The sequence below is a fragment of the Buttiauxella noackiae ATCC 51607 genome, assembly GCF_001654865.1.
Classification (GTDB): Bacteria; Pseudomonadota; Gammaproteobacteria; order Enterobacterales; family Enterobacteriaceae; genus Buttiauxella; species Buttiauxella noackiae.
The window spans coordinates 19,432-35,682 of the sequence record NZ_LXEO01000038.1 but is presented as its reverse complement, the minus strand read 5'-3'; the positions used below and the strand labels follow the sequence as shown (position 1 = coordinate 35,682).

General features: G+C 49.8%; 17 protein-coding genes. 2 read left to right on the top strand and 15 right to left on the bottom strand.

Annotated features, from left to right (window positions below):
• Window positions 1-21 precede the first annotated feature (21 nt).
• The 13 genes from emrA to M979_RS12830 all read right to left on the bottom strand — a co-directional run bounded on the left by emrA (window position 22) and on the right by M979_RS12830 (window position 13,263).
• On the bottom strand, window positions 22-1,194 hold the full coding sequence (gene emrA / locus M979_RS12890; protein WP_034457433.1) for a multidrug efflux MFS transporter periplasmic adaptor subunit EmrA: 1,173 nt from the start codon (window positions 1,192-1,194) through the stop codon (window positions 22-24).
• 134 nt (window positions 1,195-1,328) lie between these two features.
• Window positions 1,329-1,859: a transcriptional repressor MprA gene (gene mprA, locus M979_RS12885; protein ID WP_034457432.1), complete on the bottom strand. Its 531-nt coding sequence runs from the start codon at window positions 1,857-1,859 to the stop codon at window positions 1,329-1,331.
• Between the two features lie 85 nt (window positions 1,860-1,944).
• Window positions 1,945-2,286 carry an L-valine transporter subunit YgaH gene (gene ygaH, locus M979_RS12880; RefSeq protein WP_064555170.1) on the bottom strand — a complete coding sequence of 114 codons (342 nt, stop codon included), beginning with the start codon at window positions 2,284-2,286 and terminating at the stop codon, window positions 1,945-1,947.
• Entirely contained in the window at window positions 2,283-3,023 is a 741-nt protein-coding gene (locus tag M979_RS12875) for an AzlC family ABC transporter permease (RefSeq protein WP_064555169.1), read from the bottom strand. Before M979_RS12875 ends, ygaH begins: the two co-directional genes overlap by 4 nt.
• 124 nt (window positions 3,024-3,147) lie before the next feature.
• A complete protein-coding gene (locus tag M979_RS12870) occupies window positions 3,148-4,323 on the bottom strand; it encodes an MFS transporter (RefSeq protein ID WP_064555168.1) in 1,176 nt (391 codons plus the stop codon).
• Window positions 4,324-4,696: 373 nt separating this feature from the next.
• On the bottom strand, window positions 4,697-5,689 hold the full coding sequence (proX, locus tag M979_RS12865; RefSeq protein WP_064555167.1) for a glycine betaine/L-proline ABC transporter substrate-binding protein ProX: 993 nt from the start codon (window positions 5,687-5,689) through the stop codon (window positions 4,697-4,699).
• Between the two features lie 54 nt (window positions 5,690-5,743).
• On the bottom strand, window positions 5,744-6,823 hold the full coding sequence (gene proW / locus M979_RS12860; RefSeq protein WP_064555166.1) for a glycine betaine/L-proline ABC transporter permease ProW: 1,080 nt from the start codon (window positions 6,821-6,823) through the stop codon (window positions 5,744-5,746).
• Window positions 6,820-8,019, bottom strand: a complete 1,200-nt coding sequence (proV, locus tag M979_RS12855) for a glycine betaine/L-proline ABC transporter ATP-binding protein ProV (protein WP_034457424.1) — start codon at window positions 8,017-8,019, stop codon at window positions 6,820-6,822. Before proV ends, proW begins: the two co-directional genes overlap by 4 nt.
• Window positions 8,020-8,349: 330 nt before the next feature.
• The gene (gene nrdF / locus M979_RS12850) at window positions 8,350-9,312 is read right to left on the bottom strand and encodes a class 1b ribonucleoside-diphosphate reductase subunit beta (RefSeq protein WP_064555165.1); all 963 of its coding nucleotides are present in this window, start codon (window positions 9,310-9,312) and stop codon (window positions 8,350-8,352) included.
• Between the two features lie 9 nt (window positions 9,313-9,321).
• Entirely contained in the window at window positions 9,322-11,469 is a 2,148-nt protein-coding gene (gene nrdE / locus M979_RS12845; RefSeq protein WP_064555164.1) for a class 1b ribonucleoside-diphosphate reductase subunit alpha, read from the bottom strand.
• Entirely contained in the window at window positions 11,442-11,852 is a 411-nt protein-coding gene (gene nrdI / locus M979_RS12840) for a class Ib ribonucleoside-diphosphate reductase assembly flavoprotein NrdI (protein WP_034457419.1), read from the bottom strand. The genes nrdE and nrdI overlap by 28 nt, the downstream gene beginning before the upstream one ends.
• On the bottom strand, window positions 11,849-12,085 hold the full coding sequence (nrdH, locus tag M979_RS12835) for a glutaredoxin-like protein NrdH (RefSeq protein WP_034457417.1): 237 nt from the start codon (window positions 12,083-12,085) through the stop codon (window positions 11,849-11,851). Before nrdH ends, nrdI begins: the two co-directional genes overlap by 4 nt.
• Window positions 12,086-12,831: 746 nt before the next feature.
• Entirely contained in the window at window positions 12,832-13,263 is a 432-nt protein-coding gene (locus M979_RS12830; RefSeq protein WP_064555163.1) for a carboxymuconolactone decarboxylase family protein, read from the bottom strand.
• Window positions 13,264-13,394: 131 nt separating this feature from the next.
• Between M979_RS12830 and pdxR the strand changes: the two genes are divergently transcribed.
• Window positions 13,395-14,726 (top strand): MocR-like pyridoxine biosynthesis transcription factor PdxR, encoded by a 1,332-nt coding sequence (gene pdxR, locus M979_RS12825; RefSeq protein WP_064555200.1) that lies wholly within the window; start codon window positions 13,395-13,397, stop codon window positions 14,724-14,726.
• A 64-nt stretch (window positions 14,727-14,790) separates the two neighbouring features.
• Here pdxR and M979_RS12820 read toward each other — a convergent pair whose 3' ends face one another.
• A complete protein-coding gene (locus M979_RS12820; RefSeq protein ID WP_034457412.1) occupies window positions 14,791-15,117 on the bottom strand; it encodes an ElaB/YgaM/YqjD family protein in 327 nt (108 codons plus the stop codon).
• A 160-nt stretch (window positions 15,118-15,277) separates the two neighbouring features.
• Here M979_RS12820 and M979_RS12815 point away from each other — a divergent pair, with 160 nt between their 5' ends.
• Complete coding sequence (locus M979_RS12815) at window positions 15,278-15,619, top strand: DUF2002 family protein (RefSeq protein WP_034457410.1); 342 nt, start codon at window positions 15,278-15,280, stop codon at window positions 15,617-15,619.
• A 38-nt stretch (window positions 15,620-15,657) separates the two neighbouring features.
• Here M979_RS12815 and alaE read toward each other — a convergent pair whose 3' ends face one another.
• Complete coding sequence (gene alaE, locus M979_RS12810) at window positions 15,658-16,113, bottom strand: L-alanine exporter AlaE (RefSeq protein ID WP_034457408.1); 456 nt, start codon at window positions 16,111-16,113, stop codon at window positions 15,658-15,660.
• Window positions 16,114-16,251 lie beyond the last annotated feature (138 nt).

Genomic DNA, 16,251 nt, shown 5'->3' with positions numbered 1-16,251 from the left:
TTTCATACAAGCTCCGCTTTGTTAACCCGCATTGGCCTGGATGATGTGATTAATCAACTCATTAGCTGGTGCCAGGTTGAGTTCGCGCGCGTTACTTTCATATACCGGAGAGTTACGCGTCTCGTTAGCCAGAATACTGCCTTCACGATTGCTGGTATCCACGGTAACTAAAGTAGACAGGCCGATACGTAGCGGGTGTTCTTGAAGTTGTTTCGCATCCAGCTCAATACGTACAGGCAGGCGCTGAACGACTTTGATCCAGTTGCCGGTAGCATTTTGTGCCGGTAGCAGTGAAAACGCGCTGCCGGTGCCCATGTCGAGGCCTACGACCTTGCCGGTGTATTCAACTTTATCGCCGTAAATATCACTGACAACCGTTGCAGGTTGGCCAATACGTATATGCGCAAGCTGCGTCTCTTTAAAGTTTGCATCTACCCACAAACCACTGGCAGGCACGATAGCCATCAGAGGTGTTGTTGGGCTAATTTGCGCACCAACCTGAACCACGCGGCGTGAAACATAGCCGGTCATTGGGCTGATAATTTTGGTACGTTGCAGTGCCATCCATGCGTTACGCAACTCGGCAGCCGCTTGTTTAACACTTGGTTGCTCTTCGAGTTTGCTTCCAAGGATCATGGCCTGGTTGGCGTTGTATTGTTGAATGGCAACATCCAGCTGCGCTTGAGCCGTCGCGACGGCATCTCGGGCGTGTTGCAATTCTTCTCGGCCAATCAGGTTTGCGTTACCCAAAGGTACGCGACGATTCAGGTCGCTTTGAGCTTGAGCAAGCGAAGTCTTTTGCAGCTCAATATTGGCCTGCAACTGCTTACTGTTAATCATTAATTGACGTGTCTGGCGCACGCTTGAAGCCAGCACGGTTTGTGCCTGCTCAAAAGCTTGCTCTGCGTCAGCCTGGTCTAACGTCACCAGAACATCGCCCTGTTTAACGAAGTCGGTATTGTCAGCCCAAACTTTGGTTACGCTTCCGGAAACCTGGGACATTATCTGTACCTGATTACCGGCCACATACGCATCATCCGTATTTTCGTAGTGACGTAACACCAAAAACCAATAAATCCCATATGCCACAGCAATAATTACAAACAACAGGGTCAACACAAGTAAGGCACCTTTACGTTTGCCTTTCTTGTTACCCGGCTGTTGCGGGGTTTGAGTCTCCGCATGTGCGCTCATGCTTATCTCCACACTTTTTTATTATAGTGATCGGCTGAGCCGACCTGTTAGACCCAACAGGCCAGCAAGGTGAGTTGCTGGCCTGTCAGTATTCATCTTTTTTGGGTTACTACGATTTCACGCGATGACGGCACTTAGCGCACAGCTTCAAGTACAGTCTGGTTTTCATCCATTTCATCAAGGCGGGTGAGCAATTTGCGGGTAATTTGTTCCAGTTGCTCTTTTTCCGAACCACTCAGTGCAGACCACAGTTCATGTAAGCAGTGGTGCTGAGGTGGTAACACCTGACGCAAGAATTCCTGACCTTTTTCGGTCAAATGCAGATGCAGGCAGCGGCGATCGTTATCGCTTTCACGACGTTCAATCCAGCCACGTTTTTCCAGTTCATCGGCAATTCGGGTCGCGTTGGTACGAGAAGAACCTAAAGCACAGCTTAGTTCAGAAGGCTGAATGCTATGGCTTTCCTGAGATTCAAGAGTAATTAACGCCATAAATAGCGTCTCGTTAATCCCCTGAGCCTTCAGCATTTTATTGCGGTTTTCCAAAAGCTTGCCCTGCATGTGCATGCACAGGCGCGTCAGCAGAACTTCCTGATAAGGGAATTCGTCGTAGCGTTTGGCGCGAAATTTTAGCATTTGTTCAATGGGCGTAAACGAACTATCCATTTTGGCATAACCTCATTAGTTTCGGTCGATATAATAACGATGGTGACAAATAAAGTAAATGTATTGTTGATACGTTTTTTAATCGTCAGACGAATATCACCATCATGAGTTTCCAGGTTAATCCATAACCCAGAGCACTTAATAACGTCGGGATAATAATGCTGCGAGTTTTATAAAAGCTCAGTCCAAGAATGATAAAGCCCATAAGCGTTGGGACCAGACGCTGCGCATCATGCATGATCTCAGGCACACTTGAGACCACCAGCAGGGCGCAAATTGATGCAATGCCAATACTATCTAGCAGCACGCCTGTCGCACCGCGTTTGGCTGGGCGCGACGAATTTGCCCTGATACGCAGCGGCAAATAGCGAAACAGATAGTTTGCAAGCCCGACCAGCAGACCCAGAAAAAGTACTTGTGTACTCATCCTGGCTCTCCTTGATAAAACGCCTGAATCAGTGCTGCCAGACATCCACAGACAATACCTGCGAGGATGGCTGCTGGAATCGATACAAGCGTGACACCCAATAGCGCGCCAGCAAGCGATGCAGTAACGGTCCAGGATTGCTTACGCTGGAATGACGCCAGCAAGAAGCTCAGGAATAGGGCTGGCAGCATAAAACCCAGCGCAGCCTCTACTGCCGGGAGGTTATCCAGCAAGCCATTTCCGGACCAGGAACCCAGCGCCGTACCCAGCACCCATGAAAACCAGGAGCAGAAAGCGATACCGATCATCCAGTTTTCGCTCCAGCGACGATTATCGCGGACAAGCTTCGCAGTTGCGGCAGCAAACACTTCATCGGTCAGGCCAAAGGCCCAAATTGCGGTTTTAGGTTTACTTAACTGGCGAGTGATTCGTTGGCGCAGGGAGGGGCCATATAAGACGTGGCGCACATCCATTGCCATTACTGTTAATGCTGCAACCCAGAGCGAGCTACCCGCGGCCAGTAATGCGGTAATAACAAACTGGCTAGCGCCTGCATAAATAATGCATGAGAAAAATAGACTTTCGAATGGGGTAAATCCTAGCTTTGTGGCATTCAACCCAAACGCAAATGCTACCGGGATATAACTGATGACAATCGGTAAACTGTCTTTCAGCCCTTCAGCCCAGGTAGCATCGTTTTGATTATTATTTAATGGAACTTCTGCAGGACTATCCATATTAACTATTTATCTATTTCTGACGTTAATGTCACTCGAATGAACAAACAGGGATAACCTTAACAGACTGGTACGACCCTTAATACCCCAAATTATTCAAGGGGAATGTAAAGGATTAGTGCCATCACGGCTGACGGTGATAGCCACGCCACCACACTACTAAATTTAGTAGGGCAATGATGGCACCTGCTGCACAAACACCATTCCATCCAGCATGTTGATAAGCACTGGCAGAAATGACGGAACCTGCGGCCCCACCAATAAAGTAGCTGGTCATGTAACCGGCGGTCAGGCGATTTCTTGCATCTGGCATCATGCGATAGATAACGGTTTGGTTAGTGATGTGCACACCCTGAACCGTTAAATCCAGTACCAGGATGCCAATGATTAGCGCGATGACCGAATATTGCCCCATTGCGGTCGCTATCCATGACAGTAGCAACAGCGCCAGCCCAATTGTAGTGGTGAGGTGCGCTTTCCCTTTATCTGCAAATCCACCTGCCGGACGTGCGCCAAGAGCACCCGCGGCACCCGCGAGGCCAAACAGGCCAATCATCCCATCGGAGAAGTTAAAAGGTGGCGATGCCAGCAGAAATGCCATCGATGTCCAGAGGATACTGAAGTTGGCAAACGTCATACAGCCCAGTAATGCGCGAGTACGCAATAGCGGGTTTTTGATAAACAAGCCAAATACGGATGAAAGTAACTGCGGATAATTCAGATGCGTTTCAGATTTCACCTTTGGCAAGCCGCGCCACAGAGCTAAAGCCATCAACACCATGAGCACGCTGGCAACCCAGTAAACGGTGCGCCAGCCACCGAGACTTGCCAGTAACCCGGCAACGGTTCGCGCCAGCAAAATACCGAGCAGCAGACCACTCATAATCGTGCCCACGACTTTGCCGCGCTTTGCAGGCTCAGCAAGCGTTGCCGCAAGTGGCACCAGAATCTGTGCCACGACCGAGAACAAGCCGGTGAGTGCGGTGCCAAGAATCATCATCCACAGAGTCTGGCTTAAGGCGACAATCACCATGCCGCCTGCGGCAAGCAGCGTCATAAAGACAATCAGACCACGGCGCTCGAACATATCGCCTAGTGGCACCAGCAACAACAAACCGGCCGCATAACCCAGCTGTGCGGCGGTGACAATAAATCCGGCCTGGTTAATCGAAAGGGAAAATGCATTCGCGATGGTGTCGAGTAGCGGTTGCGCGTAGTAGTTACTGGCAACGGCCAAACCCGTGGCAATTGACATCAGGACGATAAGCGCGGGGCTAAGTCCAGGGGCGGTATTTTTCATTCTTATTCTTCAACTTGCGATGATGGTGCGGGAATAATAACGAAAATTAACGTAAGCAGGAGTCGGATTGTGCGATTTGTTTGTAATGATCCCACCCCTGCCATCCCCTTGTTAGGGGCTGTTTCTTAGTCACATCTTTGGGTGCAGAGATTGGTGGCATTTACTCTGCCAGTATCGTGAAGGTTACGTTCACCGTTAGCAGTGATTACATGGAAAGCCGAACGCTTGGGTGAACGGAAAATAGCGTAACTTACAGATCTCACCCTAGAAAATTGCCAGCGTGAGATCTGTATAAGAGACAGTGTCAGAGGTGGGGGCAGTTAGCTCTTCCCCCAAGTAAGGGGGAAGCAGGGTGGGGGTCATCCAGAATCAACTACTTAGCTGCTAAAGCCTCTTTCACCCAGCCATCAAACTCGACCTGGTGGGCTTTAATCCAGCCATCAGCATGGCCCTGAATATCTGCTTCTGACGATTTGCCGTTATGCATCATTGCATTCTCGGCATTGATATCCGCCAGTGGCAGTTTCATCAGGCTAAACAGTTTCGCCGCTTGTGGATTTTTCTCGGCCCAGGCTTTGTTTGCCACTATATGCATGGTGTTCACCGGGAAACCATAGTTCGCACCGTTCGGTAGTTTGGTATCTACATCTTTCTGCGCACCTGGCATGGAAGAGAATGGAACCTGCAACCACACCACATCTTTGCCTGGTACCATAACATCACTTACCCAATATGGGGTCCAGGTGTAGTACAGAATCGGTTTGCCTTCTTTGTGACGCGTAATGGTGTCGGCAATCATCGCCGAGTAGTTACCCTGGTTATGTTCCACGGTATTGCTCAGGCCAAACGCACCAATCTGGTGGTTGATAACCGCTTCGCAACCCCAGCCCGGCGTACAACCGGTCAGGTCAGCTTTGCCGTCGCCATTGGTATCAAACAGCCTGGCTATTTTCGGATCTTTAAACTGTTCAATATTGGTAATTTTGTACTGCTCGGCAGTTTTCTTATCGATCAAATAGCCCTGAGCGGCACCCTGAACGAAGGTCCCTTCACGGTAAAATTTCTTATCACCGCCAGCAGCTTCATACATATCGTCGTGCAATGGCTTCCAGTTGGTGGCGATAAACGTAATGTCACCTGCGGCCATTGAGGTATACGCTACGTTGTAATCCACTTCACTTGGCTTGCTGACGGTATAACCCAGCTTTTCAAGGGCTCGGCCAACTAATAATGTCTGAAATGATTCTTCTGAAATGGTGCTTTGCGCGGGCTGAACGGTAATGCCTTTACCCGGTAGATCAGCGGCGAAAGCGCTGGTGGTGACCAGTGTGGCAAGAGTTGCGGCGAGAATAGTTGTGTGTCGCATCATGCTTCCTTATTGGTGATGGGGCGTGAGGCGGCACGAATGCCGCCATCATGTTTATTTGATGAAGGGACGGGTCAAAAGACCAATTGGGCCGGTATTGAACCAGCGGCGGTTGCCACGGCTGCGCGAATCGCGGCCAATGGACTGAGTTAAACGGTCAAGAATAATAGCAAGAATCACAATGCCGACGCCGCCGACGGTCGCAAGACCCATATCGAGGCGACCAATACCACGCAGAACCATCTGGCCCAGACCACCAACGGCAATCATCGAGGCGATAACCACCATCGAAAGCGCCAGCATCAGTGTCTGGTTAACGCCCGCCATAATGGTCGGCATTGCCAGCGGCAGTTGAACTTTGAACAGCATCTGACGTGGGCTTGCGCCAAACGACCGTGATGCTTCAATCAGATCTTCCGGTACCTGCTTAATCCCCAGAATCGTCAGACGCACAATCGGCGGCAGGGCAAAGATAATCGTCACGACTACCCCCGGTACGTTACCGATACCAAACAACATCACGATTGGCACCAGGTAAACAAACGCCGGAGTGGTTTGCATCGCATCGAGCAGCGGGCGAATTATCTTCGCGGCACGTTCACTGCGGGCGAGCCAAATGCCGAGCGGTAAACCGATTATCATGCAGAACAGCAGGGCGGTCAGAACCAGTGCCAGAGTCACCATAGCTTGTGACCAGGCACCAATCGCGCCAATCGCCACCAGTGAAATCAGCGTTGCAACGCCCATACCGAAGCTCGACATCTGCCAGGCAATCAGTGCGAACAAAATGATCGCAACCGGCGCTGGCATTCCCAACAAGAAATGCTGGAAGCCACTGAGGATATAATCCACCGGCACGCGAATCCCCTGGAACACCGGGCGAAAGTGCGTCACCACCCAGTCGATACCGTGAGTTACCCAGCTATCAAGTGGGATCAGTGTCTTATGGAAAGGATCAAGAATATTAAAATGTTCAACCTGTGGCGCAGGTGCTGAATTCAGCCAGTCTGCACTGCCACTTGACGCTGGTGTGGATGCCGCCTGGCTTCCCCAGGCATCAGCAGTTGTTGCGGCCTGATTGGTTGTGGCGTCGGCAGCCGCACTGCCGGTATCCCATGGATTTGATGCACTCATTGACTTACCCCCTCACGATCTAACGCCTGAAGCAGCACCCCTTTTGAGATGATGCCCACGTACTGACTCTCTTCACCTATGACCGGAACCGCGCACGGTGCCTGGCCTACATGGGTGAGCAGATCGCTCAGTGACGTCTCAGCGGAAACTGCCGCTGGAGATTCGAGGTAAGCGGTGTCCAGACCCTCGCCTGCAGCCAGAGCTGCTTTCAGGGAGTCTGTCGAGACAATACCGAGGAATTTTTGCCCGCGTTCGATGACATAACCAAATTCACGGTCTTCATCTTGCAGCAGCTTAAGTGCGGATCTTGGGCCAAAACCGGCGGTTTTACGCAGTAGGCCAGCAGGGCTTCGGCGAGCAATATCTTTGGCGCTAAATACCTGACTAATGTCCACACCGCGGAAGAAGGTGCGTACATAATCATTCGCCGGATTATTGAGAATTTCGTCCGGTGTGCCTACCTGTATTACTTCACCACCTTGCATAATGGCAATTCGATCGCCAATACGCATTGCTTCATCTAAATCGTGGGAAATAAATACAATGGTGCGCTGGTGTTTAGCCTGCAATTTAATTAATTCGTCCTGCATTTCAGTACGAATTAATGGATCGAGTGCGGAGAAGGCTTCATCCATCAATAATATATCGGGATTAATTGCCAATGCGCGGGCTAAACCAACACGTTGACGCATACCACCAGAAAGCTCATCAGGATAAGCGTGAGAATAATTTTCAAGCCCAACCTGACGCAATGCATCAAGTGCTTTCTCCTGACGTTCTTTTAATGGAATTCCTGCTAACTCCATACCGAAGGCAGTGTTATTTAACACCGTCATATGGGGCATCAGAGCAAATGACTGGAATACCATTGAGATCTTATTTTTACGCACTTCACGCAGTTGTGCGTCTGATATTTTGGCGATGTCAACACCATCAATCAGTACCTGCCCACGGGTTGGTTCAATCAGGCGATTGAGAAGGCGAACCATGGTAGATTTACCCGAACCGGATAGCCCCATGATGACAAAAATCTCGCCTTCTTCAATTGCCAGACTGGCGTCTTTCACGCCAAGCGACAGCCCTGTTTTTTCCAGTAATTCAGCTTTCGAAATACCCTTTTCAATATATTTAAATGCGCGCTGTGGGTGCTCACCAAATACCTTATATAAATTCTTTACTTCTAGTTTAATTGCCATGCAATAAAGTTATTCCTGTGTTTATATATTTATACACAATTCCTGATGGAAATATTCACTGCATATACCCTAACATACTCAGAATCTGAGACAACCCTCGATTTCCGATATATCCAATATCAGTGGGGTGAGGATGGCCGGAATTTCCCATGAGTAAAGGGCTGAGAGCAAATCAGAGAAAGATGATATTTTTGTAAAGGTAAGTTCAAATTTGCCTGAACAGGGTAATATTCAGGCAATAATGTAAGCAGCTATTTTGTCTGATTTACGGGAAATATCACCGAAAAAAATGGGTGAAATATTTGGATTAATTTACGGTTTAATAGTGGATTAGAAATCCCAATCTTCATCCTGCGTTTCCACCGCTTTCCCCATCACATACGATGAGCCAGAACCCGAGAAAAAGTCATGGTTTTCATCCGCGTTAGGCGACAGTGCGGCCAGTATCGCCGGGTTCACCTCTGCCATTTCTGGCGGGAATAGCGCGTTGTAACCAAGGTTCATCAGCGCTTTATTCGCGTTATAGCAAAGGAAGGCTTTCACCTCTTCTTGCCAGCCAACGCCGGCGTACAGCGCTTCGGTATAAGCCACTTCGTTATCGTACAAATCCATCAGCAAATCGAAGGCAAAGTTTTGCAGCTCACTTTGTTTCTCCGGGGATTGCTGGGCCAGGGCTTTCTGGAATTTGTAACCGATGTAATAACCGTGAACGGCTTCATCACGAATAATCAGGCGAATCAGATCTGCAGTATTGGTTAACTTGCCGCGGCTCGACCAATACATCGGTAAATAAAAGCCGGAATAGAAAAGGAAAGACTCCAGAAATACGCTGGCGATTTTCTTCTTCAACGGATCATTAGCGTGGTAATGAGCGAGGATAATTTGCGCCTTACGTTGTAGTGGCGGGTTTTCTTCGCTCCACGCATAGGCCGCATCCACATCTTTGCTCTGGCAAAGCGTTGAGAAAATCGAGCTATAAGAGCGGGCGTGCACCGCTTCCATAAAGCTCACGTTCGACAAAACGGCTTCTTCATGCGGCGTAATCGCATCATTCATTAATACCGGTGCGCCCACCGTATTCTGAATGGTGTCCAGTAGCGTCAATCCGGTAAACACGCGGATAGTCAGTTGCTGTTCTTCGTCGCTAAGCGATTGCCAGGCCGGAATATCGTTCGACAGTGGGATTTTCTCGGGCAACCAGAAGTTGCTGGTCAGGCGATTCCACACTTCGAGATCTTTCTCATCCTCGATATTGTTCCAGTTGATGGCACTTACGCGGGTTAACTGAGTCATATTTTCTCCTTATAAAGCACAGGACACACAGCCCTGCACCTCCGTTCCATCCAGTGCCATCTGGCGCAAGCGAATGTAGTACAAAGTTTTAATGCCTTTTTTCCAGGCATAAATCTGCGCTTTATTAATGTCACGAGTAGTGGCTGTGTCGCGGAAAAATAGCGTCAGCGATAAACCTTGATCAACGTGGCGAGTGGCTTGCGCATAAGTGTCGATAATTTTTTCAGGGCCGATATCGTAGGCATCCTCGTAATACTCCAGATTGTCGTTAGTCATAAACGGAGCCGGATAATAAACACGCCCGATTTTGCCTTCTTTGCGAATCTCAATACGTGACACAATCGGGTGGATGCTTGATGTTGCATGGTTGATATAAGAGATTGAACCTGTCGGCGGGATAGCCTGCAAATTCTGGTTATATAGCCCGTATTCCATTACGTCGTCACGCAACTGTTGCCACTGTTCACGGGTGGGAATAGCGACGCCAGCTTTGGCAAATAACGCGCGCACTTTCTCGGTTTTTGGCTGCCAGCTTTCTTCCAGATATTGGCGGAAATATTCGCCATTCGCATAACGTGATTGCTCGAAACCTGCGAAGCGCTGTTTACGTTCTCGTGCCAGTAAGTTTGACGTGCGTATTGCATGCCAGGTCACGGTATAAAAATAGAAATTGGTAAAATCCAGACCTTCTGGCGAGCCATAGGCAATGCCTTCGCGGGCCAGATAACCATGTAAATTCATCTGGCCAAGCCCGATGGCGTGTGACGCGGCGTTTCCTGCTTCAATCGACGGCACTGAGCGAATGTGGCTCATATCGGAAACTGCCGTCAGACCGCGAATTGCAACTTCGATAGTCTGGCCAAAATGGGGGGAATCCATGGTATGGGCGATATTCAGTGAGCCGAGATTGCAGGAAATATCTTTACCTGTTTGCTGGTAATCGAGGTTTTCGTCATAAGTCGAGGCGCTGTTAACCTGCAAGATCTCTGAACACAGGTTGCTCATATTAATACGCCCGGCAATTGGGTTTGCGCGATTTACCGTATCTTCAAACATGATATACGGGTAACCGGACTCAAACTGGATCTCGGCCAACGTCTGAAAGAAATCACGCGCATTAATAAAGGTTTTGCGAATACGCGCATCCGCCAGCATTTCTTCGTAAAGTTCGCTGACGGCAATATCACCAAACGGCTTGCCGTATATACGCTCGACATCATAAGGCGAGAACAACGCCATCGGCTGGTTATCTTTCGCCAACTGGAACGTGATATCCGGGATCACCACGCCAAGGGAAAGTGACTTAATACGGATCTTCTCATCGGCATTTTCGCGTTTGGTATCGAGGAAACGCAAAATATCGGGATGGTGCGCGTGCAGATAAACCGCGCCAGCACCCTGGCGTGCGCCAAGCTGGTTGGCGTAAGAAAATGCATCTTCCAGCATTTTCATAACAGGTATTACGCCAGATGACTGGTTTTCGATGCGTTTAATCGGTGCGCCAACTTCACGCAAATTGGAGAGCAGGAAAGCTACGCCACCGCCACGCTTAGAAAGCTGTAGCGCTGAATTTACCGCGCGGCCAATCGACTCCATATTGTCTTCAATACGCAGCAAGAAGCAGGACACCAGTTCACCGCGCTGCATTTTGCCGCAGTTCAGGAAAGTGGGGGTGGCAGGCTGGAATCGGCCGCTGAGCATCTCATCCATCAATTGCATGGCGAGGTTTTCGTCACCCTGCGCCAGCGTTAACGCCACCATGCACACACGGTCCGGGAAATGTTCCAGGTACTCTTTACCGTCGTAAGATTTCAACGTGTAGCTGGTGTAATACTTCCATGCGCCGAGAAATGTCTTGAACTGGAAACCGCTGTTGAGAGCCTTTTCAAACAATGCGACGACAAAACGGTTGTCATAGCGTTGCAGGACGGCATTGTCGTAATAACCTTCGGCCACCAGGTAGTCGAGGCGGGCTTGCTGGTGGGGAAACTGGCGTGAGCGGGGTAGCACATGTTGTTGATGGAATTGCTCTACCGCCAGCTTATCTTTCTCAAACTGGATACGGCCTTCGGAATCATAAAGATTCAACATGGCGTTGAGTGCGTGATAATCCGCGCTTTCCGTCGCCATTACGCTGATAGCTTCTGTCGTTGCCAAAATTCTTTGACTCCCTTACGCACGTTTTCAATGTCTTGCCCGGTGCCGAGTAACTCAAAACGATAGAGATACGGCACCTGGCATTTCTGGGCTATCACGTCGCCCGCCCGGCAAAACCCTTCGCCGAAGTTACGATTCCCGCTGGCGATCACGCCGCGTAGCAGCCCCCGGTTAACCGGGTTATTTAAAAAACGAATCACCTGCGCGGGAACGGCCCCGGCAATTCCGCCACCGCCGTAGCTTGGCACAATCAAAATGTAGGGTTCCGTCACTTCAATCCGCTGTTTGAAATCCAGTGGAATACGCAGCGCGGGCAATGCCAGGCGTTCGACAAAACGCAGGGTATTTTCCGAGGTGCTGGAGAAGTAGACGAGGTTGCTCATGCACTGGCTCGTATGTGCAGGCGATTAATCATATCCGGGCGGAATCCGCTCCAGCTTTCTTGTTCTGTAACCACAACGGGCAACTGGCGATAACCCAGCGCGCGTAATTCGTCGGCGGCTTCCGGGTTTGAATCAAGATTAATCAGGTCGAAAGCAAACCCGCGGCTTTCAATTGCGCGTTTGGTTGCGTGGCATTGGACACAGTCATTTCGAGTGTATATGGTAATGCGCATGATTCTTATTCTCTCTGTGGTTGAGAATATGAATACTAGATGTGGGCAGTAAAATAATCAACCATACAAGATATAGTATTTTTCGATATGGGGGGGATGAGTTGATCACCATGGCCCAGGTAATCTTATTAGGGCGATATATGTAAGATGAGATGTTTTTCCGTTCACCCGAATGCCTGCTTATCTCTGTAACCGCTGTTAACGGCGAACGTGCCAAGCAGAGAACGTCCTCTCCTTGGTAATCCTGGCGCCCGGTCATTAAATTGCCGCTGCGCGGTAAACCCCAGCTTATCCCCAATGTTCAGGGTCGTTCGCGATTCGTTCCTGACGATCGCTCTCTTTCACGGCGGACGGCAGCTCAACCCTGACTTATGGGTAACGCCGGGGCAATTTATACCGGGAACAAGGTCAAAACCGGTTCGGCTTTTGACCTTAGCTTTTGACGTTGACCTTTGAGTCCGGCATAAATCGCCTCCGTTTTGACTGTAAGGCCGGGTCGAGCCGTCGGGAACGGCGAGAGGTTGTGATCGCCGGGAGCGAGTCACAACCGACCCTGGGACTGAAAGGAAAAACGGAGGTTTACCGCGAAGCGGCGATTTAAACGCCGGGAGCCGGGATTGCCAAGGGTGCTGCGGTAGCACCCTTGGCACGTTCACAGTTTCGGTAAATTCAGGGAACACCGAACGTTTAGTGAACGGAGCCTTCTCCGGACTAGCAATCTGTATAAGAGCCTACCCGGCGAAAAACTACATACGCATACTGATCGCCAGGCGGTTGAACGCATTCATCAGACTTGCGGTGAACGTCAGATCGCTAATCTCTTGCGCGGTGAAAAATTGCAGCAACGGTTGGTAGACCGCATTTTCTGCACCACCTTCGGTAATTAAGGTTATTGCTTCAGCCCAGGCTAGCGCGGCTCGCTCTTTGTCACTGAAGTGATTACTCACTTTCCAGCCTGCTAATGCATCAAGCTTGGTCTGGTCTACGCCATCTTTGCGCAGTGCTTTTGAGTGCATCTCGAGGCAATAGGCGCAGCCGTTAATTTGCGAAACGCGCAGGAAAACAAGTTCAATCAGTGTCGAACCGAGCGAGCTTGACTCCAGACCTTTTAGCGCCTGAAGCATAGGTTTAAAGACTGCTGGAGAGAGGTCAAAGTAAGGTTGGCGTATTTCGATCATGGTGTAATCCTCGTATTGGTGTGAGGGCAATTTAGCACTATGATGGACTACTAAAGAGAGCCATAAATTAACTAATAAAGCAGGCCATAATGGCAAGGTCAATTGAACCCGTAGTAAGTGCTCACCATTCAATACCGCGTTATCAGCAAATCGCAAGGCAACTTAAACAAGCCATCAGCGACGGCGAACTAAGCGCCGGGAGCCGATTGCCATCGAGCCGTACCATGGCGCTTGAGTTGGGTGTGGCGAGGGCGACGGTGGAAAACGCTTATGGAGAATTGGTCGCCCAGGGCTGGCTGGAGAGGCGTGGGCAGGCGGGAACTTTTGTCAGTCCGTCAGTCACCACCGGGGCAAATAACCCAACGTTTTCGAGTAGCCAACCGCAAGGCGTGCCGTTGCCTTTTCAGGCGGGGTTACCCGCGCTGGATGCTTTCCCACGCGCATTGTGGGCGCGGATTATGGGGCGGCGTCTTCGTCTGCAAACACGTTATGATTTAGTGCTACCGGAAGCCAACGGCGAATCCACATTGCGCCAGGCAATTGCCGACTATCTGCGCTTTTCACGCAGCATCGACTGCCAGCCGGAGCAGGTTTTTATCACTGCCGGTTTTCAGGCTGCGATGCGCCTGGTGACGCACACGCTGGCGAAATCCGGCGATGGCATCTGGCTGGAAGACCCTGGTTATCGTTATGTTCGCCCGGTTTTTGCTGAAGCCGGAATGGTGCTGCACCCAGTACCGGTCGATAACGAGGGGATGCAAATTGATTACGGTATCAATCATTTCCCTGACGCGCGTTTTGCGCTACTGACTCCGGCACACCAAAGCCCGCTTGGCGTGGCGTTATCACTCAATCGCCGCCGCCAGTTGCTGGACTGGGCGGCCACTAATGAAAGCTGGGTTATTGAAGATGATTATGACAGCGAATTTCGCTACCACGGGAAACCACTGCCGCCGATAAAAAGTCTTGATGGCCCGCAGCGCGTTATCTACGCCGGAACATTCAGTAAATCACTCTTTCCAGCGTTGCGCGTTGCCTGGCTAGTGGTTCCACAACAGCACGTTAAAGATTTCGCTCAGCATACGCATTACTTACCATGCACCGCCCCGTTACTGATTCAGCAAACCATCGCCGATTTCCTTCGCGAAGGGCATTTCTGGCGGCATCTGAAAAAGATGCGCCTGTGCTATAGCGAGCGGCGGTTATGGCTGGAACAGGCGTTGCAACAGCAGGGTTTTGATGTTGTACCGCAGGCGGGGGGGATTCAGCTGGTGATGCGCGTGAGTGGTGATGACCGCGCGCTGGTGGCGAAGGCTCGCAATGCCGGGCTTGCCGTGCAGGCATTAAGTGACTGGCGCATGGTTTCACAAGGGGAAGGGGGGATTTTGATGTGTTTTACAAATTTAACTTCCCAGGCGATGGCCCATCAGGCCGTGAAACAATTACGGGAGGCTATTTCCTGAAATAAAAAACCCCGGAAGTGGCTCCGGGGTTAGACGCATATTTATTATCACTACACCTTCGGAATTATCGACGGGAAGCTAATAAAGCCCCGATGAAAATACCTACAGCAGCGCTGATACCCACGCTCTGCCATGGTTTATCGCGCACATAGGTATCGGCACAACCTACCGCATCACAAGCGGCCTGTTTTACACGGGTGCGACCATGAAGGCGGGCTCTTGTCTCTTTAAGCAGAGATTCCGCTTTTTTGCGGGCAGCTTCCCCTTCTTCTTTAACATCGCTACCGAACGATTTAAGAACCTCTTCCAGCGTGTCAGCCAGTTGGTTCACGTCACGGTTAATATCATCAACGCCTTCGTCTACATCATTTCGATTTACGCGGTTAAACATTTGTTTCTCCCTTTTTGCGATGTACTACTCAGTGTAGACCATAATTTTTAGTAATGAGTCAGTTCACTCTCTTTCACCGTCTTTATGGACTAATCTGAAAGCGTTGCTAATGCTGGTTATTGTAAGGTTGCGCTGCAATAGAAGATGACGAGGAAAAAATATGTATTTACGACCTGATGAGGTGGCCCGCGTTCTTGAAAAAGCCGGTTTTACCATGGATATAGTGACACCGAAAACCTACGGATACCGACGTGGGGAAAACTACGTTTATGTGAATCGTGAGGCGCGAATGGGGCGAACAGCCTTGATCATTCACCCCACGTTAAAAGAACGAAGCCAGACTCTGGCAGAGCCTGCGACAGATGTAAAAACCTGCGATCATTATCAGCAATTTCCACTTTATCTGGCTGGTGAAACTCATCAGCATTACGGTATTCCGCATGGATTTAGTTCACGCATTGCCCTGGAACGTTACTTGTCTGGCTTATTTGGCGAGCACTAATTCGAATGAGGCGTTGTTAGGTTAATGCCTCAACGCTATCACACCTCTGCTTTTGCGTTTCGATAACCGCTGATACGGAATAAACGACGGCAATAATCAAGAAAATAGCCATACGCAGCCCCCATAAGCATCGAGACGATGATATTTGAACTTACCGCAGCAACTATTTGATTCCAGTCTGCTCCAACCGACCACAGAATCGCGACGTATACAGGTGACTGGAAAGTCACGTAAGCCAGTATATCGGCGAGATTTTTCGCCCAACTGGCCTGGCTGTAGCGTTTGGTAAACCGCATAAACGCATCACGGTAAAAACCGTATGGCCAGGCAATCAGGATGTTTACGGGAATGGCGACCAGGCGCGAAGAGAGTGACTGCTCAAAGCTCATGCCTGAGAGAAAAACTTCAATCATCATGTTCACAACCGAGCAATACACTACCATCGCAAAAGTATCTGCGACTGCATGGCGCAGGCGTGACTCAGGAGAAAACATTATTCCAACTCCACATGATAATTAGCGATATACACTACTCTTAAGGGGTAATAGTAGTGCTAATAGATGACTTGTTTGTGAGTGATAGATTATATGCCTGCGTTAAATTGGACAATTAGTGATAAATTTTTATTTAAA

Excerpts from the sequence above, each read along its gene's own strand:
- M979_RS12815 (WP_034457410.1), top strand. The coding sequence starts at position 15,278 with ATGTATTTACGACCTGATGAGGTGGCCCGCGTTCTTGAAAAAGCCGGT.
- M979_RS12875 (WP_064555169.1), bottom strand. The coding sequence starts at position 3,023 with ATGGATAGTCCTGCAGAAGTTCCATTAAATAATAATCAAAACGATGCT.
- alaE (WP_034457408.1), bottom strand. The coding sequence starts at position 16,113 with ATGTTTTCTCCTGAGTCACGCCTGCGCCATGCAGTCGCAGATACTTTT.
- nrdF (WP_064555165.1), bottom strand. The coding sequence starts at position 9,312 with ATGACTCAGTTAACCCGCGTAAGTGCCATCAACTGGAACAATATCGAG.
- M979_RS12830 (WP_064555163.1), bottom strand. The coding sequence starts at position 13,263 with ATGATCGAAATACGCCAACCTTACTTTGACCTCTCTCCAGCAGTCTTT.
- ygaH (WP_064555170.1), bottom strand. The coding sequence starts at position 2,286 with ATGAGTACACAAGTACTTTTTCTGGGTCTGCTGGTCGGGCTTGCAAAC.
- nrdI (WP_034457419.1), bottom strand. The coding sequence starts at position 11,852 with ATGAGCAACCTCGTCTACTTCTCCAGCACCTCGGAAAATACCCTGCGT.
- proV (WP_034457424.1), bottom strand. The coding sequence starts at position 8,019 with ATGGCAATTAAACTAGAAGTAAAGAATTTATATAAGGTATTTGGTGAG.
- proW (WP_064555166.1), bottom strand. The coding sequence starts at position 6,823 with ATGAGTGCATCAAATCCATGGGATACCGGCAGTGCGGCTGCCGACGCC.
- mprA (WP_034457432.1), bottom strand. The coding sequence starts at position 1,859 with ATGGATAGTTCGTTTACGCCCATTGAACAAATGCTAAAATTTCGCGCC.
- nrdH (WP_034457417.1), bottom strand. The coding sequence starts at position 12,085 with ATGCGCATTACCATATACACTCGAAATGACTGTGTCCAATGCCACGCA.
- M979_RS12820 (WP_034457412.1), bottom strand. The coding sequence starts at position 15,117 with ATGTTTAACCGCGTAAATCGAAATGATGTAGACGAAGGCGTTGATGAT.
- proX (WP_064555167.1), bottom strand. The coding sequence starts at position 5,689 with ATGCGACACACAACTATTCTCGCCGCAACTCTTGCCACACTGGTCACC.
- emrA (WP_034457433.1), bottom strand. The coding sequence starts at position 1,194 with ATGAGCGCACATGCGGAGACTCAAACCCCGCAACAGCCGGGTAACAAG.
- M979_RS12870 (WP_064555168.1), bottom strand. The coding sequence starts at position 4,323 with ATGAAAAATACCGCCCCTGGACTTAGCCCCGCGCTTATCGTCCTGATG.